The following is a 25,799-nucleotide window of genomic DNA, read 5'->3' as shown; positions in this document are numbered from 1 at the left end:
AGTGAAACTGGCCTTTTAGGCTAATACTAGGCGCTAAAAGCTCTTGCTACACGACCATCACACTCAATGGTGTATTGCTCAGCATAAGCCGGAATAAAGACAGATTGTCCTTTTCGTACAAGGCATTGCTCACCATTTGCATGTCGCAATATCATTGAAGAATCGAGAGGCAGCACAATTTCTGCACTCTGAACGCTAATGGCTTGCTGAGCCGTAGGTGGGATGATGGCAAATTTAAAATCGGCAACTGGGATCGGGTACTGTTCACTTCCCTCAATTATCTCAGGCTTAAGGCGTAGTTGTTCAAGTGGCTTATGTTTGAATTGAGTACATGCCACCAATTCATTCATATCCATGAATTTTGGGGTCAGGCCTGCGCGTAGCACATTGTCTGAGTTGGCCATAATCTCAAGACCCGTTCCGTGCAAATACGCGTGCGGCGTTTCTGCGTCTAAAAACATCGCTTCACCCGGTTGTAAGGTAATCACATTGAGCATCAGAGGGGCGAATAAACCAATATCATCGGGATATTGTTTTTCCAATTCGACGATCAACTGAAAAAGTGGCAGATCAATCTGCTTAGCTTGAGCTATCAATGCTTCAAGCGCACGGTTTTTGTCCTCCCCCTGTAATGAGAGTAGCCCTGAGAAAAAGTCTCTGAGCCCTTGTTCTGTCGGATTGGATTGGAATGCGTCAACGAGCGGCTGGAGTTCATCTACCGATAACTCAATAAAGTAGTTAAGGATTTCCTGATTGGCACGAAAGCCATTCATGGCTTGGTATTCGGTGAGCGCATAAACCAACTCCGGTTTGTGGTTTGGGTCTTTGTAATTTCGGTGGGCAGCTGTGAGAGCAATGCCTAATTGTTCCTCTTGGGCGAAGCCTCGCTCTGCTTGTTGTTTGTTCGGATGGACCTGAATGGAAAGGGCATTTTCCGCCGCCAAAATTTTAAACAAATAAGGGAGTTCGCCGAACTGCCGCGCGGTATATTCACCCAAAATCAAGTTTGGATTTTGCGCAATAAAGTCGGAAAGTTGAACGATTTTTCCGTTAATGGCGATACCGGAGCAGCCATTAGGATGAGCGCCCATCCATAGCTCTGCTTGGGGTTCATGGGTTGGATTTTCGAGATCAAACAACTGCTGCAAAGCGGTTTTACTGCCCCATGCGTAGTTTTGGATAGGGTTGGTCATCGGGAAGAATACTGCCTCTGATAGGGCTGTATCCAGAGTCGGAATCTGAGTCATTGTCGTCACCGTTAGAAAGATGGCTTGAGTGGAACCTCAAGCCATAGCGAGGAAGGGAGAATTAAGCCGCAGCGGCTTCAAACTTTTGTGAGCGGATTTTTTTGAGCGTCACACAGGTGATGGCAGTAACACCCGCGCCAGCTGCCATACAAAGTAGGGCAAGCAGTGGGTAGTTCATTGCGCCAAGTAGGGCGACTACGGGGCCACCGTGAGCCACACTGTTGGTGATGCCAAAAGAGAATGCCATGACAGCGGCAACCATAGAGCCCAACACGTTGGCTGGAATGACTGACATTGGGTCTTGCGCCGCAAAAGGAATGGCGCCTTCAGAGATACCGACTAAGCCCATCGCGCCTGCGGCTTTACCCGCTTCAAGCTCAGAAGACTCAAACAGTTCGAGCTTACGGCCCATCGCTGTTGCGAGTGCCATACCGAGTGGTGCAACGGGAATCGCACAGGCCATCGCACCCATAAATTGAGTTTGGCCGCTGGCAATCATGCCTACAGAGAATAGGAAAGCGACTTTGTTGAATGGGCCTCCCATATCAAAGCCTGCCATGCCACCGAGTACGATGCCGAGCAGAATAACGTTGCCGGAACTCATGCTAGTTAGTAGAGCAGTGAGGCCATCCATCAGGCTCGCAATGGGAGCGCCAATAACGAAAATGAACAGACCAGCGATGAACAGCGATGCCGTGATCGGCGCGATCATGATCGGCACTAGGGGTTGGATAAACTTGTGATAGTTAATGGAAGTAATCCACTTCACGAAATAACCGACCAAGAGACCCGCGATGATGGCACCGATAAACCCTGTACCTGCGTCGGCTCCATAAAAAGAGCCGTTGTTAGCAATCCAGCCACCAATCAAACCGGGAGCGAGCGCAGGGCGATCGGCAATAGCGTAGGCGATGTAGCCGGCAAGGATGGGAATCATCAAGGTAAAGGCCACTACGCCCACTTCAAGGATTTGGTTCCACATACTGCCCGCAGGAATGGCCATGCCCGCTTCAGTTGGCTCACCACCCACCGCGAGAGCTAGTGCAATTAAAAGGCCGCCGGTTACCACAAATGGGATCATGTGCGAAACGCCATTCATCAAAAAGCGATACAAATCCGAGCGAGCTTGTGAGGCTTTGTTTGCCACCGATTGAGCCTTAACCGTTTCAGCTTGATAAGTTGGCGCCCTTAACGCTTCATTAATTAGCTTTTGTGCATCACGAATTGGCGCTTTCACATTTGTTTTGATGAGGCGTTTGCCGGCAAAACGTGCCATGTCGACTTGTTTATCACAGGCGACCACAATTGCTTCAGCGCGTTCAATTTCTTCCGTGCTTGGGCTGTTTTTCACCCCAATCGAGCCATTGGTTTCCACTTTGATCTCAAAACCCAAAGTCGCCGCGCCTTTTTCCAGTGCTTCAGCCGCAAGGTAAGTGTGAGCAATACCCGCTGGGCAACCGGTAACACCGATAATCAGCCCTTTGCTTTCTGCTTGGTTTGCAAGAGGTGTAGGCGCGGATTTTTTCAGCAGTAATTCTAGTGCTTGTTCTGAGTTTTTCGTGTTGAGAAAAGCCTCGATAAAACCTTCTTCAATCAGTTTGGAAGAGAGTTCGGCCAACACTTCAATGTGGTGGTTATCGCCGCCGTCAGGGGAGGCGATCATGAAAAAAAGCTTGGAAGGCAAACCATCTTCTGCGCCATAGTCGATACCCTTTCGGCTGACACCAATTGCAACAGCTGGTTGAGTCACAGCTGCACTTTTAGCATGCGGAATAGCGACACCATCTTCAAATCCGGTATTACCTAACTCTTCACGAGCTTGAATATCTTTTAAGAATGCCGCTTTATCTGAAATTCGCCCTTGGGCATGTAGGATATTTATCAGTTCTTCAAATACGGCTTGTTTGGAATTCGCTTGCAGATCAAGCTGAATTAAATCGGCATTAATCAATTGGTTGATCATAGAGACCTCTGTACATTTTATTTTTATGTCAGAGTTATTCTTTAATTTTTTTATTTTTCTTATTAGTGCAGAAATAAAACATTCACTGGAGGATTGTAACGCTATTGGTTTGGTGTGATTTAGATCTCGTAGCGTCTGTTGGGGTAGTAAGGCCAATTTTAAGTAATGAGTATAGGATTAATTCATTAATTTTCATTTGTTTATAATGTGTTTGTTGTTATTCGTGGTGGAGATTTGTGCTAGAGAATTGGTGTTAAAACTGGATTATTGTACCATTCTGGCTTGAGTGTGATGTTGCTCAAAGAGACTCAATGGCATTCGGGGTATACCTGACGTTAATAAAAGTGCGATGACGAAGTGAGAGTTTGCATATGATATTTGATGATTTGATTTCCTCGGTGCTTAATGAGCGTGAATCATTTCATCATATTTGGTTTGCGGGTGATTTTCATACACCGCCTGAATTCAGCTATCAGGTGAATTTTCCACGCTTAGAATTGGTCTTAGGTGGAGAGTATATAAATGAAATGGAAAGTCATGACCGTAAAGTCACGAAAATAATTGCCAAAGCCGGAGATGCGATTTTTATTCCAGCTAACTGTTGGAATAAACCGAACTGGGATACCGATTGCTCAGTGTTGAGCATGTTATTTGGACGCCGCCAACTAGGACTGAGTTTTGTCAGTAAGCGCAAAGGCGAAGCCAACTTTTATGATATTCAAAAGCACAGTATCCAAACGCGCTCAGGGTTTGCTATTGATAACATCTTAGAAGCGCTCAGCTCATTGGCGCGTGAGAATCATAAAAAGCCGATGGATGAGCTGTTGCTGCAAGCTCTCCTTCAATATACCCAGACGATGTTGAATGCGCCGACAGAGCAGCCACAAAACCGAGTGCAGGATCTCTACCAAGGGATCTGTATCTATATCCAAGAGAATTTTCACCGCCCGATCACGCGAGAGAGTATTGCTTCGCGTTTTAGTATCTCTGCCAACCATTTATCGAGACTGTTTCGTCAGCAAGGGCATATGACCTTGGCCGATTACATTACGTGGGTCAGGGTTGATAGAGCAAAATTTATGCTGAAAAAGTACAATTTTAAGCTCAATGAAGTGTCGCTACGCTGTGGGTTTAAAGATGTGAATTACTTCTGCCGCGTTTTCAAAAATCGTACAGGCCGTACACCAACGGATTATCGCGCTTCAATTTAACAGGCGTGACATCGCGTACATCAGCAGAGCTTGTAAATCAACGCCACTGCGTGTCAGCAGTAGACGTTCCACCATTTGATCGCACAGTAAATTTCGGGTCAGGTTGGTTGCGGTAATGATTTGCTCTCGATTGGGCTTACTCGGCATCACCAAAGCAATCGCTAAATGTACCTCTCCCATTTGAGAGGCCCAGTCCATCGCCTCATCATTCTTAATAACGGCAACCGCAATGTGTTCTATGTTTGCAAACATCACATGGGGAATCGCAATCCCGGGCGCTACGCAGGTGGAAGAGCGTTCTTCACGTTTGATAAAAGCCAAAATCAACTCATCGGGTGAAATGGGGTAGATCAGTTGCGCTAACCCTTTCAAACACTCAAATTTGGTAAGTTCGGTATGGGCTTTGGCATAGTGCCATTTGACCTCACTCGGCGGGCATATTTGTGGCAGGCGCTCGGCGAACAGGCTAGAGAACTCATAGTTGATCTTGGAGCCCACGACAGTGTAATGCGCAGAAAGCATGTCTTTAATCACGAAACAGGCGAGTTCAGCATCAATGCCGATGGCAGTGATTTGGCATAAATCGCCTTCTTGTAACCCCACCTGCAATACTGCGAGAGATTTAGTGAGTTCAGCACTGCGGTTTCGGGTGATGTTGATGATGTGCAGGGTACTTTTGAACTTACGCGCAACGCGAGACAGCGGTTGGGCAACATGGGCGCTGGCATTCACATCATTCACCAAGAAGGTGACTTGGAATTCATGCATCATGCCAAGGATCAGCGGCAGTGGGCGAGAAAGACTTTATCGACATTGAGTAGCACTTCTTCGATCGAGAGCTTCACCACCTTCATCCCTTCAAATCGTGCAGGCTGTTCGATGTCGATATCGGAGACGATCAACACCTTATCGGCATGAGAGAGGTCATAAGGCGTGAGAGGATTCTCGATACCCATCGCACCTTGAGTTTCCACTTTGATCTGCACATTGTACTTTGGTGCGGCTTTGGTCAAAGCATCGGCCGCCATATAAGTATGAGCAATGCCCGTTGGGCAGGCGGTGACCGCAACAATTTTCATGGAAATCCCTCATTGTTATTTTTGCGGCGATAGTAACATAGCGCTTGGCAAATACTCCGTTTTCGGCCAAGACCCAGTTCACAGTTCAAATCGAATGTTACATTAATCCAGTTATTGCATCTTTTGTCCTGTGTCTTGAAGGAGTATCGCTCGTTACTCTAACCACGCGCGTACGTGAGGCGCATCGGGATGGCAATGCCAATTCAAACAACAGTAAGGTAAAACAATTGTGGATATTACCCATCTGATCGAACCTGAAATCATCTGTTTAGATCTGAAAGCCAATAACAAAGAAGATGTTCTGATTGAGCTGGTTGAGTTACTCGATAACGCAGGAAAATTGACTGATAAGCAGCAATTTTTAAACGACATTTGGCGACGAGAAGAGATCGGAAATACAGGGTTTGAAGAAGGGATTGCCATTCCACACGCGAAAAGTGCTGCGGTGGCGTTGCCTGCAGTCGTCGTGGGTATTAGCCGCCAAGGGATCGATTACGGTGCAGAAGATGGTCAGCTTTCTGATGTGTTTTTTATGCTGGCATCACCGGATGGAGAAGATCATCACCACATTGAAGTATTGGCACAAATCTCCAGTAAATTGATTGAAGAGGGATTTGTTGAACAGCTTAAATCCGCAGAAAGTGTTGAGCAGGCGCTCGCTCTTTTCATTCACCCACACTACTCAACATTAAGCTCTACACCGGTAATGGATTATGCCGATTACCAGCCGCTGAGCCCAATGGCACAAAGTTTAGCTCGCGTTAAAGAGCATCTATTATTTGGTACCTCTCACATGATGCCGTTTATCGTGGCGGGTGGGGTATTACTCTCGCTTTCAGTGATGATGTCTGGTCACGGAGCGGTGCCAGAAGAGGGCGTGTTGGCGGATATCGCTCAAATGGGTATTGCCGGTTTAACCCTATTTACGGTGGTATTGGGTGGTTATATCGCTTATTCGATGGCAGATAAACCCGGTTTGGCCCCCGGCATGATTGGTACCTGGGTTGCAATAAACCAATATCAAACCGGCTTTATTGGCGCGATCATCGTGGGTTTTTTTGCAGGCTTTGTGGTTCGTCAGCTGAAAAGAATTGCTCTCCCCGACAGCATGAGTTCTCTGGGTTCCATCTTCATCTATCCGCTGGTGGGGACGTTTGTAACCTGTGGTGCTGTGATGTGGTTAATCGGCGTACCGATTGCCAGCGGTATGCTGTGGCTCAATCAATTTTTGGCGTCGATGGCCGATTCCGGCAAAGTGGTGCTCGGAGCGGTATTGGGGGCGATGACTGCCTTTGACATGGGCGGCCCAATCAATAAAGTCGCCACGCTTTTTGCCCAAACTCAAGTCAACACCCAACCTTGGCTAATGGGTGGGGTGGGGATTGCCATTTGTACCCCACCATTGGGGATGGCGCTTGCGACCTTATTGTCACCAAGTAAATTCAAGCGGGACGAGCGTGAAGCCGGAAAAGCGGCGGGCATCATGGGTATGATTGGCATCAGTGAAGGGGCGATTCCGTTTGCCGCGGCGGATCCCGCGCGCGTGCTGCCTGCAATTATTGCGGGTGGTATTGTTGGTAACGTGATTGGTTTTCTCTTTCAAGTGCTCAATCACGCTCCTTGGGGTGGTTGGATTGTGCTTCCTGTCGTTGATGGAAAAATTGGCTACATCGTCGGTACGATTGTTGGTGCCATGACCACGGCACTGATCGCCATTGCTCTGAAGAAAACCGTCAATGAAGACGAGAATTCGCCAGGCGATATACCGGCATACTCTTCGGTAGTGGGGGAAGGCCAAGCCGATATTCTTGCCGTCACTTCGTGCCCTTCTGGTGTGGCGCATACTTTCTTGGCCGCGAAATCACTTGAAAAAGCCGCCTGTCTGGCGGGAGTGAAAATCAAAGTAGAAACACAAGGCGCCAACGGCATCATCAATCGAATCACGGCCAAAGATGTGCAACGAGCGAAGCTGGTGATCTTTGCGCACGATGTGGCGATTAAAGAACCAGAACGCTTCAAGCACATTAAAGTCATTGACGTGACAACGAAAGACGCGATTTTAAATGCCGCGGGATTGGTGCAGATAAAGCGATAACATTCTGAATCACTACACTATGAGATAGAAAAAGAGCCCTTTAGGGGAAAGGGCTCTGGGGGGGAGGAGCTTAAGGGTTAAGCTTGGATAAGTTGGGCGGCTTTTTTCATCGCTTCTTTGGTCGAGCATTCAATGACTTTCGCGTTGGCAAAACGGTGTGCATCTTTCACTTGGATGTCGTGAGCGAGGATAACCAGTTTCGCATTGGCGACATCTAGATCAGTGATGCGGTTCTGGATACCGTTTTGACCTTGAGTTTCTACTTTGATCTTGATTCCCGCTGCTGCGCCTGCTTTCTCAAGCGCTTTGGCTGCCATAAAGGTGTGAGCAACGCCAGATGGGCAACAAGTGACAGCAACGATATCGTACTCGCCTTCGCCAGCTACTGGCGCTGTTTGAGCTAGGGTTGGTGCAACCGAAGCAACTTCATCTTCTGCTTCTTCTTCAGCTACTGGTTTCCAGAAGCCAACGATAAGTGCGGTTGTTAGTGAGCCTAGTGCGATACCCACAACGTACATTGGAATGTTGCTTGATACAGGCGCTGTGATGAGACCGCCCCATGGTGCGTGTAATAGAACATCGGTTAGGAAGCCGAACACACAACCGACAATACCACCCGCCACAATCGAAGGCAGAACGCGCATTGGGTCGTTGGCTGCAAACGGGATAGCGCCTTCAGAGATGCCGATAGAACCCATGATTGCGGCTGCTTTACCCGCTTCTTGTTCTTGTTTGGTGAATTTTTTCTTGAACAGGAACGTGGCTAGTGCCATACCGAGAGGAGGTGTACAGATTGCGATACCAACACCACCCATCAACCATGGTTGAGTATCCACTTGAGTTTGAGCAAATAGCGTGGCCACTTTGTTGATTGGGCCACCCATATCGAATGCCGTCATACCGCCAAGAATTGTACCTAATACCACTTTAGATGCGCCCGCCATTGAAGCGAGGAACTCATTCATCGAAGCCATGAACAGCTTGATTGGTTCACCGATACCCCATAGAACGATACCTGCAGAGATAAGCGTACCGAGTAGAGGGTAGATAAAATACGCGCCGAGCGCCGTCATGTTGGCAGAAAGCGGGATTTTCTTAAGTTGGAATACCACGCCACCGGCAATGAAGCCCGCAACGATACAACCAAGGAAGCCGCCGCCCATGTCCGCCATGATGCCAGAAGAGATCATGGCTGGCGCAAGAGCTGGTTTGTCTGCAATGGAATAACCGATGAAACCACCCAAAATAATGGGGAACAGCACCAGACCTTTAATACCGATGTTGGAAATATCCGCCAATAAACCGTCCGCAGGAACCGCACCTTTACCGGATGCCATTACCGCAAGTGCCAATAATACGCCGCCAGCAACAATAAATGGCAACATATGTGAGGTGCCAAATAAAAGGTGGCCTTTCATGGTACTGAGGAGTTTTTTGAAGTCGCTACTATTATTAGTAGCTTGAGCGGTTAGGGTACTCATAATTTCACGCCTTATGATTGAATTAAAATATTAAGAATTTGAAGTTCGTCTTTTGCGTTATGAATATCTTCAATAAACTCTTCGCTAAATTTTCCGAATAATTCTTGAAGAACATAAATATGGTGGTCGGCACCGTTATCGGGTGAGGCAATCATGAAGAATACGGTCGGTTTGACGCCCTCTTCGTCGCCATACTCGATGCCTTCGCGCTTTACACCAACAGCGATGGCAGGTTTTGTAACAGCTTTACTTTTTGAGTGAGGGTAGGCGATGCCATCCATTGAGGTGACACTTAATCTTTCACGTATTTCAATATCGTTTAAAAAATCCTCTTTGTTACTGATGCGGTTATTCTCAAGTAACATTTGTGCCAATTCTGCAAAAACTTCATTTTTACTATTTGCTTGAAGATTGCCTTTAATTAAATGGACGTTGGTGAGTTCGGTGATCATTTATTGGCTCATGAAGTATTTAACTGATGAGCTAAAATTAAGGGATGTGGAGTTTTACTGAAATAGCAAAAATAATTCACTCACTATAGATTTGTACCACACACGATTAAGTGTGATATTCATCGTTCTATATCTTTCCTTCTTGAAGTAGCAGCGCTGTTGGCCGATTGATTTCACTCGGATCCTCTAGAAGCAACCCAGAGGATTCACATTACTCAAATCCTACCAAGCAACGCTGGGCAGCATTAACCAAACGTCACGTTTGTTCGGACTGAGCCAAAATACCCTCTATCACAAATTGAAAGCGCTAGGGGTACTGAAGTAAGATTGGCGGCTTCATGCCATCAAGGGGGGCGCCGCTTAATTGCCTATCCCAATCTACCGCCTGATAAAGAGCGGATTTTCACAGAGAACTATCTAATGAACCAACAAGTTAATAACCCGCTGCACGGCCTAAGCCTAGAAAAAATCGTCACTCGCTTGGTGGAGCATTATGGCTGGAAAGGCTTACATCAGCGCATCAACATCAATTGCTTTGCCAGCGACCCATCGATTAAATCGTCGCTCAAGTTTTTGCGCAAAACCCAGTGGGCTCGCGATAAGGTTGAGGCGCTGTATATCTCCACTTTTAGCTAATTCCTATGCTTTCGAGGCGCGGTAGTTGTAGCGGCACTCAACGGCGTAGAATAGGTTCGATGCTGGCTCTTGAATCAACAATAACTAAGTAGGAAGTAATGGAAAAAATTGCCATTCTGGTTGATGTACAAAACGTGTATTACACCTGCCGAGAACGCTATGGTCGGCACTTTGATTACAATCAGTTTTGGTCGCAAGCGACACAAGGTCGTGCTGTGGTGAAGGCCAATGCTTATGCGATTGCGAGCAAAGACCCCCAGCAGAGGCAATTTCATCATATTTTACGAGGGATTGGCTTTGAAGTAATGCTGAAACCTTTTATCCAACGTAGTGATGGCAGCGCGAAAGGGGATTGGGATGTCGGGATTGCCCTTGATGGTTATGAATTAGCTCAAGAAGTGGATACCGTGGTGCTCGTTTCTGGTGATGGTGATTTTGAGCCTTTGGTCACCAGAATTCAGCAACGGTTTCAGGTTAAAGTGGAAGTGTATGGTGTGCCGAAACTGACCGCCCAAAACTTAATTGATGTCGCCAATCAATTTCACCCGATTGAGCATAGCCTATTACTGTAATGTGCCATCGCTCTGCGAGGGTTGTTCAGGGGTTGAATCGTTGGTAGCGAGATCAGTATTCGCTTCTTGTTCTGCAGCTAATTTAACTCGCTCTGCTTTAGAAATATAACGAGGCTTGTTGCTAGGATGCAATTTCGCATGTTGCTTTTTAAGGCGTTTTTGCAATGTTTGATTAATTTTCTTTTTACGGTTCATTGGGTTGTGCTCGAAACAGAGTAAAGGATGATGAGGTGCTATCGCTTTGCGACTTGAGTTTGCCACCTACTTGCAACACCAAGTCGCTTGGAGATAGATAGCAAAAAAGACGCCCTAAGGCGTCTTTTTCATGAATGTGGCGGTGAGTGAGAGATTCGAACTCTCGATACGTTGCCGTATACACACTTTCCAGGCGTGCTCCTTCAGCCACTCGGACAACTCACCGAATCGTTAACCGCTTGGCTAACGAGGCGCTAATTTAATGATTCTCCTGTGGATGGTCAAGCAGAAATCCGAAAAAAACTCGCGCATTGAGTGCGTTTGCTTACAAAGTAGCTGGAGTGGGTAAAATCACATCAATATCGATGTCAAAGAGGACGTGCCTGAACGAACTTCGAATTGCAATGCTTTACTATTCCCTTCCTACTTGAAGCACCTATTGCGCAAATTTTTTCAGATAAAATTTGTTATTCACTTACCGCCTACCTGTAACACCAAATTGTTTGGGGTTCTAAGTTAACACACCTTTGTTATCCGTTGGTTTCAGTATGTTGTTCATTTTGTTTTTAAATGTTGCTTTTGAATTTATTTGCTTACTGTGGTCACAGTTTAATAATGGGAAAAGTACATTCCCTTGAAGGTTGCATTTCACATATAGGAAAATTCTCCCATATTATTCACTCTTTGGGAAAATGATGAATAAGCAAGTGTTTATTAGTAATGTCAATAATTTAAAATCAATGACTCCGGCAGAGAAATTGATTATTGAATATTTCATTAAAAATTACACCATGCTGCCATTTGCGAAAATGGATGAGCTTTGCCAACAAATGGGGGTTGGTAAAGCAACGCTCGGCCGGTTTTTAAATAGACTAGGTTTTGACGGGTTTATAGAATTTAAGAAAAGAGTTTCTGAAGAATTAGTACAAGAGTTGACTACGCCGATTGATCGCTGTAGTAACTTTAATCTTCAGAGTCCTTATGATGAACTTATAAAAAATCATTACCAGGAAATGCTTTCCAATCTTGAATCAACCTATCAACTGCTCCAATCTGATGACTTTTCTTTGGCAATTCAGTATTTACTGAACCCACAAGGTAAGCTTTACATTATGGGTAGTGCCTCAGCAGAAGCATTGGCTAACTATTTCTACCTTCTAGCGCGTTATTTAAGAAAGGATGTGATTTTTCTAAAAGCCGATCCTTCCACCTTGCCTCATCAATTAGTGGATGTTGAACCTGCCGATACGCTATTTGCCATTTCATACCACCGTTTTTCCAACATTACGATTCGTTGTGTACGTTGGTTTAAACAGAATGGAGGAAAAGTAATTCTGCTAACTGATCAGCAGGTTAATCCATTTGTTGCTTATAGTGATATTCAATTTACGGCAGAAAGCCATAGCGACGGATTATTTAATAATCGAACGTCAGGATTTTCTATTATTGAGGCCTTGATAAAGGGAATGTCGATAACCAACGATAAAGATAAGCGATTCCGAAGAATTGAAGATACTTTTAATGATTTTCAAATTTTCAAAGAAAGTTAATAAAACATAAAAACTAGTCAGTTGTTTTAATAAGCCTAATTAAACAAATGAGGTGTAAGATGATTACATACTTAGCGATACCTATTATTTTTATTGTTGGGTATTTTATTATTAAAAAATATAATACTCAGGCAGTTTTACTGCTTTCCGGTTTATTTATGATCATGCTAGGCGTGATTAATGGTGATGCGGATTTTATGCCCAAAGGGGGCAAGCCAACAGGCTCCATTATTGTTGATTTTTTTGAAATTATTCATGTCATTGCGTCTTCGACTCTAGCCAAATTGGGTTTGATTATTATGGCTGTCGGTGGTTTTTCAAAATACATGAGCCATATCGGTGCTGCTAACGCTATGGTACAAATGGCAACCAAGCCGCTCTCTTACATCAAAAACCCGTATTTGGTTTTAGCCATGGCGTATATTACGGGGCAATTGATCAATATCTTTATTCCAAGTGCAACAGGCTTATCATTACTGTTGTTAGTCGCTATGTACCCAGTTCTCGTTGGGGTGGGGTGTAACCCTGCGGCAGCAGCGGCGGTAGTAGCTACCACGGGTTGCTTGGATTTAGGCCCTGCATCTTCGGCGGCGAACAAAGCGGCAGAGGTATCGGGTATTGATGTGGCAACCTATTTTGTTAGCTATCAATTGCAGGTTTCTATCGCTGCTATGGTGGTTATTGCGAGTTTGCATTTTGTCTGCCAACGCTATTTTGATCGTAAAGATGCAGAGAAAGGCGTGCAGAGTGAGTTCAATATTCAAGAAAAAGAACAACGTGTTGTGCCTAAGTGGTTTGCCATCTTCCCTGTATTACCTTTGATGCTGCTCCTGACTTTTAGCCAATTTGGTATTGATACGATCACCATGAATGTGGTGACAGCAATGTTCATTGCACTGTTTGTCTCTATGCTGTTTGATTACCTTTTAACGCGTGATGGTAAAACGGTTGCCGCTTCCTTACGTGTCTATCTCGATGGTATGGGTGGCGTGTTTGCAAGCGTGGTGAGCTTGATCATAGCAGCCCAAGTGTTTGTTACTGGCTTAGAAACTATCGGCTTTATCAGTTTACTACTGGATTCAGCCTCAAGTTTAGGCTTTGGTTATATCGCTATGGTCTTGGTGTTGGTATCCATTATTGTGCTGGTGACTTTGCTTTCTGGCTCTGGCAATGCTTCTTTCTTTAGCTTCTCTAACCTTGCTCCAGAAGTGGCTTCACAAGTTGGCGCTCCGATTGCGGCGGTGGCGATGCCAATGCAGCTTGCTTCAGGCTTAATGCGTTCAGCATCACCGGTTGCCGGGGTCATTATCGCGTGTGGGGCAGTGGCCAACGTCTCGCCGATTGAACTTGCCAAGCGTACTGTTATCCCGATGTTAGGTGGACTGGTCACTGTTCTTCTGGCTTCACAGCTGTTCATTTAGGAGGCGATCATGAATATTGTTGAACGATTCATTGGTTATACCGAAATCAATACCACAACAGATCGGCTCAAAGGGGCGCAAGGGGTGATGCCGTCATCACCCGGTCAAAGGGTGTTAGCACAACAATTGGCGCGTGAATTAGAACAACTGGGCTTGGTGGATGTGCAGGTTGCTGATACGGCAATTGTTACCGCAACACTACCAGCCAATATTGAACATGAAGCCCCTACGGTTGCCTTTTTTGCACATTTAGATACGAGTGCAGAGCAAGCCAATGATACGCGGGCGCAGATTAAGCGGCATGATCAGGACGCGATCTGCCTGAATGAAGAGCTGGGCATTTATCTGCGCGAGAGTGAATTTCCTGATTTGGCAGCATACCGAGGCCAAGACATTTTGGTAACGGATGGAACGAGCTTGTTGGGTGCGGATGATAAAGCGGCGATCGCGGCGATTATGGATGCACTTCAGTATTTTCAAGCGCATCCAGAGCAGAAACACGGCACGGTAAAAGTGGCTTTTTTACCGGATGAAGAACAGGGCTTAAGAGGGGCGAAAGCCTTTGATGTGCAAGCTTTCAATGCGGATTTCGGCTTCACGTTGGATTGCTGTGGCATTGGCGAGTTTGTGTGTGAAAACTGGAATGCAGGTGATGTGGTGGTGACGTTTACGGGTCAGTCTGCGCATCCCATGTCGGCCAAAGGTAAGCTGAAAAACTCGTTACTGATGGCACATAAATTTATTGCCATGCTGCCCGCTGGCGAAGCACCGGAATACACGGAAGGCCGAGAAGGGTATTACTGGGTCAAAGAGCTCAAAGGAAATAGTGCGAAAACCGTGTTGAATCTGGACGTGCGTGATTTTACTCAGGAAGGTTACCAACAGCGGATGCGTTTTTTACAAAGCTTGGCGGAGAGTTGTCAGCAATTGTGGGGCGGTGGTGTAGACATCCAACTCAGCAATCGCTACGAAAACGTAGCCAACAGCTTGCAAGAGGATCGTTTTGGGATTTTGGAGATTGCCAAGCAAGCCTATCAGCGTAACGGCATTGAGATGAAAGCCATTCCGATGCGGGGTGGCTATGATGGTGCAGTGCTATCGCAAAAAGGCTTACCTTGTCCAAATCTGTTCACGGGCGCACATAACTTCCACTCGATTTATGAGTATCTTCCTGTTCAGTCTCTTTACGCCGCCAGTGCGGTAGTACAAGACATCATTCGTTTAACCAGTGAAAAGCAGTGAAATCACGGAGAACAAACATTATGAATATTTTGCTATTTAGTAACGGTAAAGCCAGTGGCAACGAAACATTATTGCAATTTGGTTTAGATTGGATTGAGGCGGCGGTTAAGCGAACTGGAGCGAAGCGGTTCTTGTTTATTCCTTATGCGATGATTCGAGGAAACTATGATGATCGCCTTGCTCAGTTAGAGCAGGTATTGAGCCCATTCGGTGCACAAGTCTCAGGTATTCATCATGCGGAAGATCCAGTTAAAGCGATTGAAGAAGCCGATGCCTTTATTGTGAGTGGCGGTAATACTTGGGTGCTGAATAAGCAACTGCATGATTTTGGACTGGTTCGTCCGCTTCGTCAGGCTATTCTAAAATCCAATAAACTGTTTATTGGCTGGAGTGCGGGAACCAACATTGCTTGCCCAACCATTCGAACAACGAACGATATGCCAATTGTGTCTGCAGCCATTTTGCCTGCATTGAATCTGGTGCCATTCCAAATCAACCCGCACTACATTGAGGCCTCAATTTCTGGCCATATGGGTGAAACTCGTGATGAACGAATTGAAGAGTTTTTGATTCAAAATCCGCATGAACTGGTTGTTGGGATCCCAGAAGGGACTTTATTGGAGGTTTGCGGTGACACTCTCCATTATCACAGCCCAGCCGGTGCGCCATTAAAGTTATTCCGTCACGGTTGTATTGCGGAATATTTCTCCGCAGGTGACGATCTGAGTCCGTTGTTACAACATGGTTGTTAAGTTTGGATGACGAGGTGAACACAAGCAGGGCAATGCCCTGCTTGTTTTTTTAAGCTATGGGGTATTCAGTTGAAGCAAAGTGGCGGGGCGAGCTAGGTAGTAGCCTTGAAAGTAGTGAATACCTAAGTTTTTCATTAACTCAAGCTGTTCTGAGCGCTCAATACCTTCGATAACGGCAGGGGTATTGGTTGCTTGGCAAAGCTGAAAAATGTCATCAAAAACGTGGGTTTGGCCACAGCAATATTCATCCAGTAGCCCTTTGTCGAGCTTGATGATATCAGGGTGAATCAAATCAACGCGCCGAATGTCAGAAGCAAAGCTTCCGTAGTCATCAATCGCGATTTGAAACCCCGATTTTTTGAGGTATTCCCCTGCTTGACGCAGCAGCTCCTCATTAGCGGAATCCGATTCGGTGATTTCAAGTACGACCTGTTCCGGCTCTAAACCGAGTTCACGAATTCGTTCAACAAGGAGTAATGATGGGTAAGCTTGTGCCATATTGTATTCACTGGCAACCGGAAGAATGTTCAGAAAAAGCTGATAGTTGGTAAAGGTGCTTTGCGCAAAGTTTCGGATATGGATGACGCGGCTTAAGCGGTCAAGGTTGATGCATTCTTCGATTGAGTGATGGTTGATGTCGAGTACGATATTAGGAGCGATGGGAGTTTGAGTTTGCGTGTTTTTGATTCTCAGCAGGGCCTCAACCCCCAGTATTTCGCCAGATTGCGCAAAGATGGGTTGATAGACGCTACTGAGTTCAAGGCCGCGATATTTGGCGCACCATAAATCCTCATCATCCTGATAAAGATGAGCGTTAAACTCTGCTCTTGAACTGATCACCATACAACTCTCCAGTTTCTTGTTCGCGATAACTTTTCAAAGACTTAATCAGTCAACGGCCCTTAAAAACGCGAGAATTTCCCATCACAATTTTATGACCACCTACTTATTTTAGTGATAAATGAATTTGGTTATTGAATCAATTTTGATTCACGGGGCGAAATAAGTCGGTGACGAGGAAAATATCAAGGCTCCGAATGGAGCCTTGAGTGTTAAAGGCGAGGCATTTTTCTGTGCGAAGTGGGCGAGCGAGCTTTTTGCGTTCACCTTGAAACTTTCACTTGGAAAAAGATCGCGTAGAACAGTGGAATGACCACTAGCGTCAGAATGGTGGCGAATAGCAGGCCGAACATAATGGTGACTGCCATACTTTTAAAGAAAGGATCCACCAGCAGAGGCGCTACCCCTAAAATCGTGGTGAAGGCACCAAGCAGCACAGGGCGGGCGCGACTCACTGCGGCATCAATAATCGCAAAGTAGGCTTCTTTCCCTTCTCGGATCTCAGCATCCGCTTGGTCAACCAACACAATTGCGTTTTTCACCATCATGCCAATCAAGCTTAGGAAACCGAGAATCGCCATAAACTCGAATGGAGTTTGGAAGGCAATCAAACCTATGGTGACACCCACTACGGCAAAGGGGGCGGTCATCCAAATCACCAGTGGCTGACGCAGCGCATTAAACATAAACACTACCGCCAGAATCATGGCAGCAAAACCGTAAGGCGCTGAAATCACTAAGCCTTCATTGGCGTCTTTCGATGCTTTGTATTCACCGTACCAAATCAGCTCATAACCTGCCGGCAGCTCAATCTGCTCGATTTTTTCGCGCACATTGTTGAAGGCATCGGCTGTCATCACTCCAGGAGCGGGGTCAGCTTGCACTAAGATGGTCGGCATACGATTAATTCTGCGCAGCAAAGCATCTTGATAAACCGTGTTCACCGAATCCACTAACTGACTCACCGGAATGTAGCGGCCTGTTTGTGCACTGAACACTTCGCTGTTTTCAATGGCGCGTTCGTGGTGACGCTCGCTTTCTGGCGCACGCACAATCAGCGGGATCAGGTCATTACCTTCGCGATAAACGCCCACATTGCGCCCGCTTAGGGTTTGAGCAATGGCCGCACTAATTTCTTGCGTGGTTAAACCAAGGCGTTGAGCCTCTTGCGCTGAATACACAGGCTGCAATACGGGCACTTGCTGACGCCAGTCATCTTGCACGGCAATCAGGTTAGGATCATCGTGCATGATGGCTTTGGCTTGCTCGGCCAATTGGCGTAGCACATGGCTATCAGGGCCTTTGAAGCCAGCTTCAATCTTTTTACCGCCGCCGCGACCGAGCATGAACTTCCATACTTTGATCGAAGCATCTGGGTATTTCGCATCTAACTCGTTTTGCAACTCACCAACCAGTGGCGCAATTTTGGTGTAATCATCAATGTCGATGAGGAGTTGGCCATAACTTGGGTTACGTGCTTCTGGCGAATAAGTCAGCATGAAACGCAGACCACCCCCACCAATAAAACTGGTGATGTTAGTGATGCCTTCTTTTTGCGCCACCTCTTTCTCAATGCTTGCGACAACCTGTTCAGTACGGTGAATGTCCGAGCCTTGCGGCAGATACACATCCACCACAAATTGTGGGCGTTGTGATTCCGGCATAAAACCCGGTGGAATGAATTGAGCGCCCCAAATCGCGGCAATGAGCGTTCCGAGCAGCATCAAGCAACTCACGACTCGATGACTCAACACCCACTGTAATACGTTTTTATAACCCGTGACCAACTTGGACGGTTTGGCTTGCAGGTTTTGCGCTTTCACACGCAAGAAGTCGTGACACAGCATAGGTGTCACCGTTACCGCAAACACCCAGCTCAAAAACATCGAGTAGAGGATTACCCAAAACAGGGAGCCGGCGTATTCGCCCATATCCGAAGGGGAGAGGCCAATCGCGCTGAAGGCAAAAATCCCCACCACAGTACCGCCAAGCAGTGGCCATTTGGTGGCATTGACTACCTCTGACACTACTTGCTGTTTATCTGCATTCGGCTCTTGCTGAAAGCGCACTAACACGCCATCAGTGACTACAATTGCGTTATCCACCAACATGCCGAGTGCGATGATGAGTGCACCTAACGAAATCCGCTGCATCGCGATGTCGTCAATCAACATAATGCACAAGGTGCCAGCGACCGTCAGCAGCAGAACAAAGCCGATGATCACGCCGGAACGAACACCCATAAACAGCAAAAGAACCACAAATACAATCGCAACAGCCGCTATCAGGTTGTCAATAAAGTTGGCCACTGAAGCGCGAACCGAGTCAGACTGCATGGAGATCACATGCAGTTCCATCCCTAGCGGACGTTGGCCTTCAAGTTCAGCCAAACGTGCTTTGACGGCATCGCCCATTTCGACTACGTTACCGCCCGTCACATTGGAGATACCAAAACCAATCGCGCGTTGGCCGTTATAACGCATCAGCATGGATGTGGGTTCGGTGTATCCGCGGCTAATATTGGCAATATCACCAAGGCGAACCACGGCATTATTACTGCCCACCGCGACTTGTAAATTTTTCAGATCGGCAAGCGAGCTGATGTTAGAAGTGGGAATCACTGGAATACGCATTTGATGGGCATCGACACTGCCGGCTACCGTCACCAAGCTTTGCTTTTGCAGCACTTGCAAAACACGTTCAACCGAAAGGCCAAACTCCGCCATACGCTCGCTGGACATTTCGATGAAAATCGCCTCTTGCTGCTCGGCTAACGTGGCGGCTTTGGCAACCCCTGGCACGAGCACCAGTTCACGGCGCAGAGTATCGACATAGTCTTGCAACTGCTTGTCGCTAAAGCCTTCGCCTGTTACTGCATAAAATAGCGCATACACATCGGAAAAATCATCGTTAACGATGGAAGTACCGGCACCAGGAGGGAGCTGACGTTGGGCATCGGCCACTTTACGGCGTAACTTATCCCACACCTGTTGCAGTTGAGCTGAGGATTTCGCAAATTCGAGTTTGATCTCAACCGTTACTTCGGAGCGGCCTTGCATCGAAACCGATTTCACTTCCTTCAGCTCTTGCAGTGCTTGCACCGCGCCTTCAATTACATCGGTGACTTCATCGGAGACTTCTTGCGCCGTTGCGCCCGGATATGGGGTAATAATCACCGCTTGGCGAATCACGAATTCAGGGTCTTCAAAGCGACCTAATTTTAGATAACTGATGTAGCCACCAATCAAGGTGAGGGCAATCAGCACCCAAACGCTGGTGCGTTTCGCAATGGTATAACGTGCAATGTCCATTATTGGGCTCCGTTATTATCCGTGTATGGGCGTACTGGCATGCCTTCTCTTACACTGGAGACACCTGCGATGATGGCTCGCTCTCCCGGTTGTAAGTGCTGTTTGATCACCACGCGGTTTTTATAAGTAGTACCGATTTCGACATAACGCTTTTCGGCATGGTCTTGGGCGTTCACCACCCAGACAAACTGCTTGCCTTGGTTATCCGGAACCAAAGCGGTGATGGGGAGGGTGATTAAGCGACTTTCGCTGGCGTTGTCCTCTTGCACTGGGATGACTTTGGCAGACATTCCGGGCATTACGCGGAACCCTTTCAAATCTTCAAAACCAAGTACCACCGAGTAGGTTTGTGAATCCGAGTTCGCCTGAGTCGAATAGGTGCGTAATTGTAGAGGGAATTGTTGGCCAGGAATGGCGCTCAGTTCGGCAATCGCTCGCGTATTTCTTACCCCAGAGATCATGACTCGATGGGGAATCTCAATCGCCACTTCTAAATCGCTCAGATCTTGCAGTGTCATGATCACTTGATTGGCTTGTACTTGAGCAAAATTCTCGACCAATTTTTCACTGATGATGCCATCGAAAGGCGCAGTAATTTGGGTGTACTCAAGTTTGCGTTTGGCGTCTTCCACTCGGTTTTTGGCAAGGTCATAGCGGTTGGTGACTTTATCCAACTCAGCTTTAGAAATCGCTTGGGTTTTCTCAAAAATCGCTTTGGCGCGGCGGTATTCTTGCTCGGTGTTTTTTAGTTCAAGCAGTGCTGCTTCGAGAGCCGTTTTGGCATCTCTTGCATCCAAGGTTGCTAGCCGTTGCCCTTTCTTAACTTGGTCCCCTTCTTTCACTGCAATATCAGTCAAGCGACCGCTGATCCGAAACGCCAGATCGGCACGCTGCGCTGCTCTCACCACACCATTAAAAGTGAGATCGGAAGCGCGTTGGTTAGCGATAATTTCTATTAGGGCCGGTTTTACCACAGGAGCGGGGGCGCTGACTTGTGGTGCTTCACCACAGCCAGTGAGCAGTAGTGCGGATGCCATCACCGAACTGAGTAAGGTGCGGCGTGATAGCAGTGAACAAATAAGAGGCCTAGTCATGATGTTTTGCTCCTCAATGTCTCAACGTGAAGACGTATTGCGTGTGAATGACAGATTAGAAACGGCGATCAAGAGAGAAAAATAGGCTTTGACGATCGCCTAATCCCAACTCGCCGAGCAAATACCAACAGTCGTTAATTTGATACTGTAGACCAACCAATGGATTCCAGGGTGTTCGTAAATGCTGTTTAACAACAAATCCCGCCTCTTTAGGTAGTAAAGCGGTGAGCTGACTTGGCAGCCCTAAATCGGCAAGTGAGCCTTGCAGCGTTTGCTCAACATCTTGGTACATGGCTCCGGCCCAAAGTCGCAGTGGGTAACCATGCTTGTAAAAGTCATAACCCACTCGAGGTGAAATCACTAACGCATCAATGGTGCCATCAATCACGGTTAAACGGCTTTGTGTGAAACTGGCATCCACTAAGGCAAACCAGTTTTGGTAGCCCCCTACCAGTACCCCGCCAACTCCAGTGGTGTAGCCATCGAGATCAAGGCGAAAATCTTTAATCGGGGTTGTGGAACCGAGAAACTTAACATTGACATCTGTGGTTGAATAACCATCCAATTTTCCCACCAAACCATAGAGGTTGAGGAATGGGAATATCCAAGCATCGGCACGTAGGGTCAGCACTTCGGTGTGCTGACGACCTGGTTCGGCCTGGAGTTTAAGCGGTAACCGTCCAAGCCCTTGCAAGGCAATCGAATCAACATCAATCCCTTGTTCCATCGTCATGTAACTCAGGCTAAAGCCTATCGGTTTGGGCAATTCATAGCCGAGTGCTTGCGCTTTTTCTTTCCAGATCGGCAGAGAAAACGTCTCTGCCCACACTGGGTGAGAAAGAGAGTAGAGCATCAGTATTACGAGTGTTCTTAATATCATTCAGTTGACTCAGCTGTTAACCATCTGGGAAATAAAGGAAATGTCTTGCTTCGTAGCAGACTACCAACAATGGTTTCTGATCCCTGAACGCCATTTTTGGGGATCATACTCCGAAAAATGGCAGAAAGTAAACTTGTAAGTGTACCTTTTGCCGTTTTATAGTAGCGCCAGATAACCTCGGAGAAAGAATGCTGCATGAAGCTTAGTGAACAAAAAAACCTTGCCTTAATTGAAGCCGCTAAAGAGGAATTCACGCAGTTTGGATTTCATGCCGCTAATATGGATCGCGTTTGTGAACGTGCAGGAACCTCAAAACGTACTTTGTATCGCCATTTTGGGAGTAAAGAGCTGCTTTTTATCGAAGTGATCAATGTGTTGGTGGCGCAGCCGCATAACTTTGATTTTGAATACGAAAGTCATCGTTCGATCAGTGAGCAGTTACTCGGTTATCTTGCGGCTAAGGTAGAGGTGCTGTACCAGCAGATTGGTCTTGATGTGGTGCGGATGATTGTTGGTGAGTTTATCCGTGATCCTTCACTGACTCAGCAATACCTCTCCTTAATGGGAGCGAAAGATAAGGCACTCAGCACTTGGCTAGCGGCCGCCAGCAAGGATAAACAACTGATGGCTGCGGATGTGAACTTGATGGCGACGACCTTAATGAACCTGTTTCATGGTCAATTTTTATGGCCACAGTTATTTGCAGCGATTGAACGGCCGAGTTTTCAGCAGCAACAGCGAATGATGAAAGAAATCGTGCGCATATTCGTGGCAAGTTATGCTAGGCACGATCAGTAAAGTGTGATCCCCGATGAGCGGTGATTCCGAGTAAGAATGGCTGTTCATTTGCTATGGATAGGCGCAAGATGCGCTCTTCATTATTCATCTACCATTATCGCGCGCTCGTGTACGGCGGCTTGATAAGGAGTTTCTCTATGTTACCGACTGATTTTCCACTGTTTCACCAAAGTGCTTTTATCAATGGGCAATGGGTTGCTGGCGAACAAGCGGCAAGGCACAGGGTCGATAATCCTTATGATGGTAGTGTCATCGGCACTGTGCCACAGCTGAGCGACGTAGAAATCCAACGTGCCATTATGGGGGCACAAACAGCACAAACGGTTTGGTGTCAGCAAACGGCTGATACTAAAGCAAAAATTTTGCGCCGTTGGTATGAGTTAATTGAGCAGCATCACGAATCATTGGCGAAGTTATTAACTATTGAACAAGGTAAACCGCTGGCAGAAGCCAGAGGAGAAATTCACTACGCCGCCAGTTTTGTTGAATGGTATGCCGAAGAGGCCAAACGTGCATATGGCGAGTTGATCCCATCCCATAAAAACGATGCGCGTATTTTGGTTTCACGTCAGCCAGTTGGTGTTGTTGCCGCGATTACGCCTTGGAACTTTCCCGCGGCGATGATTACCCGTAAATGTGCACCTGCCTTTGCAGCTGGTTGCGCTGTGGTGTTAAAACCTGCACCGGATACGCCGTTTACCGCCTTAGCGTTGGCCGATCTCGCGCAACAGGCTGGCATCCCCGATGGTTTGTTTCAAGTTGTGACTGGCGATGCCATCAAGGTTGGGCGAGCACTAACCGAAAGCAAAATGGTGCGCAAACTTTCTTTCACAGGTTCAACGGGGGTAGGCAAATTGTTGATGGCACAATGTGCCAACAGCGTGAAAAAACTGTCTCTAGAGCTTGGTGGAAATGCCCCGTTTATTGTGTTTGAGGATGCCGACATCAATGCCGCGATTGATGGTGCGATGGTGGCAAAATTCCGGAATGCAGGGCAAACCTGCGTGTGTGCTAACCGGATTTATGTTCATGATGCGGTGTACGATCAATTTGTGGCCAAACTGGTGGATCGTGTCAGTAGGCTCAGAGTCGGTTATGGTTTGGATGAAGGTGTAAACATCGGTCCGCTGATCAATGAGGCTGCCGTTGCTAAAGTTATATCCCATATCGTTGATGCACAAAGTAAAGGGGCAAAAGTCGTGTTTGGAGAGTTTCCTCAAGCGGGAAGTCGTTTGTTCCTACCACATGTTTTAACCGAAGTGACGGATGAGATGCGTGTGGCGAGTGAAGAGACTTTTGGGCCATTGGCAGCACTGTTCCGTTTTAGCTCTGAGCAAGAGGTGATCGAACGAGCCAACGCTACTGATTCTGGTTTGGCTGCCTATTGTTATACCCAGTCATTGAGCCGTGCTTGGCGCATGAGCGAAGCATTGGAAGCGGGCATTGTGGGTATCAATGAAGGGTTGATTTCAACCGCGTTAGCCCCTTTTGGTGGCATCAAAGAGTCTGGTCTTGGCCGAGAAGGGGCAAAGCATGGGCTTGAAGAGTATCTTGAAATCAAATACACCCTTATGGGTGGACTAGCTTAGGCTTAGTCGTTTTGCCGGTTTGTCCATTCATTGGCAACCATTTCAGCGGGCCGTTGGTTTCAAAGTCACTGGCTCGCTGACAAGAAAGGTAAATCTCACCCACCAAGATCACTGCACCTTCCGAATAGGCTTGATCTTGGTAATAGCAAACACGTTTGGCGACATCATCACTAACCACGATCGGTAAAGTGGTGGTGGTCGGAGCGGCGTGTAATGTCACGCTGTAACTGAGTAAAGCCATTATCCCCATCGTGTTTCGCATTCAACCCTCCAACCTTATTTAGCTAAATTCTCTTTCATAGCGTGGCAACATGCTTTCATTACCTAGTAAACCGCCTTGGTGTAGATAAAGCAAGTTTCGGGCTGGGTTCTCTTCTCTCCAAGGCAGCAGTAAGCGCCACATCAAAGGGTCATACAGCAAATCAAATTCAATATGAGTTTGCGCAAGCAAGTGCTGCCACATTTGGTAGTCTTCGTGGTAGAGGTGACCAAAGTAGTGCTTAGTCGTAGAGGTCAGAATAGTGGGGTGAGAGCTTTCACCAAGCATTAAAAACTGTTCACGTAAATAGGACTCATCGCCCACACAGGGACAAGTCACGACTTCAACGCCATGCGGCTGTAGATACTTGTGCAGGTAGAGAGCGGTAGTTCCTGTCCCTGAAGGTAAAGCCACAACCCAATCTTGAGGTGGTTGGTGGCGGATCCATTCCAGCATTTCCATCGCCAATTGTTTAATGCCAGGTTCTGCTAAGGTGCTGCGTCCTCCTTCTTCAATCACTAAACAATCAGCCCCCGCATTTCTTTGTTGCTCAATAAACGCTTTAGGATGCGTTGCGCCAAGTGGCCGTGTTTCGATAATTTGAGCTCCCAATTCCAATGCACCACGATAGTTGCCAATCGGATAGTTTTTAAGCCAAGTGGGGATGTGATCTACATAAAACTCTAAATTCCAACCACGCAATTTGGCGAGGGCTGCAAAGGAGTAAAGTGAGTTAGCTTGTGCAGAGCCATAGCTGATTAAGGTGGTGATGTTGGAAAAATCCCCTTCAAGCAGCGCCATCAATTTGCGCGCTTTGTTGCCACTAAAATGTGGGTGTAATTTGTCATCGCGCTTGAGATAAAAGGTCTGTCCTTCGAAACGATGTTCAGTGATAGGGGATTGTGCAATCAGCATAGGGAAATCTAGCGATGAATTGGGCTGGTCATTATACGCAGATTGCTCTCCTCGACTACCCGATTGAGTCAAAGTAGAGGGCTTAAAACGGCAAATCAACGAATAAAAAAACGCCCAAAACAATCTGGTTTTGGGCGTACACAAGTATAGGAGTTAATAAAAAGGAAAAAGCAGCGTAATTAGTGACAGTCAGTCGAGAACCAAGTTTGACGGCCAG

The 25,799-nt window shown here is 46.8% G+C and carries 23 protein-coding genes and 1 tRNA gene; 10 read left to right on the top strand and 14 right to left on the bottom strand.

Annotated features, from left to right (window positions below; genetic code table 11):
* Positions 1-26: 26 nt before the first annotated feature.
* Both manA and VOA_RS04315 read right to left on the bottom strand, forming a co-directional pair.
* Positions 27-1,247, bottom strand: coding sequence for a mannose-6-phosphate isomerase, class I (gene manA, locus VOA_RS04310; RefSeq protein ID WP_000192147.1), 1,221 nt, complete (start codon positions 1,245-1,247; stop codon positions 27-29).
* A gap of 61 nt (positions 1,248-1,308) precedes the next feature.
* Positions 1,309-3,210: a fructose-specific PTS transporter subunit EIIC gene (locus tag VOA_RS04315; protein WP_000609960.1), complete on the bottom strand. Its 1,902-nt coding sequence runs from the start codon at positions 3,208-3,210 to the stop codon at positions 1,309-1,311.
* 371 nt (positions 3,211-3,581) lie between these two features.
* Here VOA_RS04315 and VOA_RS04320 point away from each other — a divergent pair, with 371 nt between their 5' ends.
* A complete protein-coding gene (locus tag VOA_RS04320) occupies positions 3,582-4,421 on the top strand; it encodes a helix-turn-helix domain-containing protein (RefSeq protein WP_000575419.1) in 840 nt (279 codons plus the stop codon).
* On the opposite strand, the gene VOA_RS04325 is transcribed toward VOA_RS04320, so the two are convergent.
* Positions 4,413-5,192, bottom strand: a complete 780-nt coding sequence (locus tag VOA_RS04325) for a PTS sugar transporter subunit IIA (protein WP_000972029.1) — start codon at positions 5,190-5,192, stop codon at positions 4,413-4,415. The genes VOA_RS04320 and VOA_RS04325 overlap by 9 nt on opposite strands.
* Positions 5,193-5,200: 8 nt before the next feature.
* Positions 5,201-5,500, bottom strand: coding sequence for a PTS fructose transporter subunit IIB (locus VOA_RS04330; RefSeq protein ID WP_000706151.1), 300 nt, complete (start codon positions 5,498-5,500; stop codon positions 5,201-5,203).
* A 229-nt stretch (positions 5,501-5,729) separates the two neighbouring features.
* Here VOA_RS04330 and VOA_RS04335 point away from each other — a divergent pair, with 229 nt between their 5' ends.
* Positions 5,730-7,595 carry a fructose-specific PTS transporter subunit EIIC gene (locus tag VOA_RS04335; RefSeq protein ID WP_000355520.1) on the top strand — a complete coding sequence of 622 codons (1,866 nt, stop codon included), beginning with the start codon at positions 5,730-5,732 and terminating at the stop codon, positions 7,593-7,595.
* Positions 7,596-7,672: 77 nt separating this feature from the next.
* Here the strand turns inward: VOA_RS04335 and VOA_RS04340 are convergent, their stop codons facing one another.
* Together VOA_RS04340 and VOA_RS04345 are read right to left on the bottom strand one after the other, a co-directional pair.
* Complete coding sequence (locus tag VOA_RS04340) at positions 7,673-9,076, bottom strand: fructose-specific PTS transporter subunit EIIC (RefSeq protein WP_000105922.1); 1,404 nt, start codon at positions 9,074-9,076, stop codon at positions 7,673-7,675.
* A gap of 11 nt (positions 9,077-9,087) precedes the next feature.
* Positions 9,088-9,528: a PTS sugar transporter subunit IIA gene (locus VOA_RS04345; protein WP_000627279.1), complete on the bottom strand. Its 441-nt coding sequence runs from the start codon at positions 9,526-9,528 to the stop codon at positions 9,088-9,090.
* Between the two features lie 420 nt (positions 9,529-9,948).
* Between VOA_RS04345 and VOA_RS04350 the strand changes: the two genes are divergently transcribed.
* Together VOA_RS04350 and VOA_RS04355 are read left to right on the top strand one after the other, a co-directional pair.
* On the top strand, positions 9,949-10,164 hold the full coding sequence (locus VOA_RS04350) for a VF530 family DNA-binding protein (RefSeq protein ID WP_001076089.1): 216 nt from the start codon (positions 9,949-9,951) through the stop codon (positions 10,162-10,164).
* Between the two features lie 98 nt (positions 10,165-10,262).
* Positions 10,263-10,736: a LabA-like NYN domain-containing protein gene (locus VOA_RS04355; RefSeq protein ID WP_000410963.1), complete on the top strand. Its 474-nt coding sequence runs from the start codon at positions 10,263-10,265 to the stop codon at positions 10,734-10,736.
* On the opposite strand, the gene VOA_RS04360 is transcribed toward VOA_RS04355, so the two are convergent.
* Positions 10,728-10,931 (bottom strand): DUF2986 domain-containing protein, encoded by a 204-nt coding sequence (locus VOA_RS04360; RefSeq protein WP_009356104.1) that lies wholly within the window; start codon positions 10,929-10,931, stop codon positions 10,728-10,730. The genes VOA_RS04355 and VOA_RS04360 overlap by 9 nt on opposite strands.
* Before the next feature lie 137 nt (positions 10,932-11,068).
* Positions 11,069-11,156: transfer RNA gene (locus VOA_RS04365), tRNA-Ser, on the bottom strand.
* A gap of 470 nt (positions 11,157-11,626) precedes the next feature.
* Here VOA_RS04365 and VOA_RS04370 point away from each other — a divergent pair.
* The 4 genes from VOA_RS04370 to pepE are packed head-to-tail and all read left to right on the top strand — an operon-like array spanning position 11,627 to position 15,896.
* Positions 11,627-12,481: a MurR/RpiR family transcriptional regulator gene (locus VOA_RS04370; RefSeq protein ID WP_009356103.1), complete on the top strand. Its 855-nt coding sequence runs from the start codon at positions 11,627-11,629 to the stop codon at positions 12,479-12,481.
* A gap of 59 nt (positions 12,482-12,540) precedes the next feature.
* On the top strand, positions 12,541-13,902 hold the full coding sequence (gene dcuC / locus VOA_RS04375) for a C4-dicarboxylate transporter DcuC (protein WP_000634178.1): 1,362 nt from the start codon (positions 12,541-12,543) through the stop codon (positions 13,900-13,902).
* 9 nt (positions 13,903-13,911) lie between these two features.
* Positions 13,912-15,144: a peptidase T gene (gene pepT / locus VOA_RS04380; protein WP_001028154.1), complete on the top strand. Its 1,233-nt coding sequence runs from the start codon at positions 13,912-13,914 to the stop codon at positions 15,142-15,144.
* Between the two features lie 20 nt (positions 15,145-15,164).
* Entirely contained in the window at positions 15,165-15,896 is a 732-nt protein-coding gene (pepE, locus tag VOA_RS04385) for a dipeptidase PepE (protein WP_001023668.1), read from the top strand.
* A 54-nt stretch (positions 15,897-15,950) separates the two neighbouring features.
* On the opposite strand, the gene VOA_RS04390 is transcribed toward pepE, so the two are convergent.
* The 4 genes from VOA_RS04390 to VOA_RS04405 form a co-directional block, all read right to left on the bottom strand.
* Positions 15,951-16,739: an EAL domain-containing protein gene (locus VOA_RS04390; RefSeq protein ID WP_000237098.1), complete on the bottom strand. Its 789-nt coding sequence runs from the start codon at positions 16,737-16,739 to the stop codon at positions 15,951-15,953.
* Positions 16,740-16,999: 260 nt separating this feature from the next.
* A complete protein-coding gene (gene vexD / locus VOA_RS04395) occupies positions 17,000-20,047 on the bottom strand; it encodes an efflux RND transporter permease subunit VexD (protein ID WP_000350233.1) in 3,048 nt (1,015 codons plus the stop codon).
* Positions 20,047-21,141 carry an efflux RND transporter periplasmic adaptor subunit gene (locus tag VOA_RS04400; protein WP_000197923.1) on the bottom strand — a complete coding sequence of 365 codons (1,095 nt, stop codon included), beginning with the start codon at positions 21,139-21,141 and terminating at the stop codon, positions 20,047-20,049. Before VOA_RS04400 ends, vexD begins: the two co-directional genes overlap by 1 nt.
* A gap of 55 nt (positions 21,142-21,196) precedes the next feature.
* Positions 21,197-22,021: a hypothetical protein gene (locus VOA_RS04405; RefSeq protein WP_032468370.1), complete on the bottom strand. Its 825-nt coding sequence runs from the start codon at positions 22,019-22,021 to the stop codon at positions 21,197-21,199.
* Positions 22,022-22,216: 195 nt separating this feature from the next.
* Here VOA_RS04405 and VOA_RS04410 point away from each other — a divergent pair, with 195 nt between their 5' ends.
* The gene (locus tag VOA_RS04410) at positions 22,217-22,819 is read left to right on the top strand and encodes a TetR/AcrR family transcriptional regulator (protein ID WP_000777154.1); all 603 of its coding nucleotides are present in this window, start codon (positions 22,217-22,219) and stop codon (positions 22,817-22,819) included.
* A 137-nt stretch (positions 22,820-22,956) separates the two neighbouring features.
* Complete coding sequence (locus VOA_RS04415) at positions 22,957-24,408, top strand: NAD-dependent succinate-semialdehyde dehydrogenase (protein WP_000938040.1); 1,452 nt, start codon at positions 22,957-22,959, stop codon at positions 24,406-24,408.
* Here VOA_RS04415 and VOA_RS04420 read toward each other — a convergent pair.
* Both VOA_RS04420 and VOA_RS04425 read right to left on the bottom strand, forming a co-directional pair.
* Positions 24,389-24,670, bottom strand: a complete 282-nt coding sequence (locus VOA_RS04420; protein WP_001246549.1) for a DUF1496 domain-containing protein — start codon at positions 24,668-24,670, stop codon at positions 24,389-24,391. The two genes, VOA_RS04415 and VOA_RS04420, sit on opposite strands and share 20 nt — an antisense overlap.
* An 18-nt stretch (positions 24,671-24,688) precedes the next feature.
* Positions 24,689-25,582, bottom strand: coding sequence for a 1-aminocyclopropane-1-carboxylate deaminase/D-cysteine desulfhydrase (locus VOA_RS04425; RefSeq protein ID WP_000903706.1), 894 nt, complete (start codon positions 25,580-25,582; stop codon positions 24,689-24,691).
* Positions 25,583-25,799 lie beyond the last annotated feature (217 nt).

This window comes from Vibrio sp. RC586, from assembly GCF_000176715.1.
Taxonomy (GTDB): Bacteria; Pseudomonadota; Gammaproteobacteria; order Enterobacterales; family Vibrionaceae; genus Vibrio.
The sequence above is the reverse complement of the archived record's forward strand: the minus strand, read 5'-3'. Positions and strand labels throughout refer to the sequence as shown.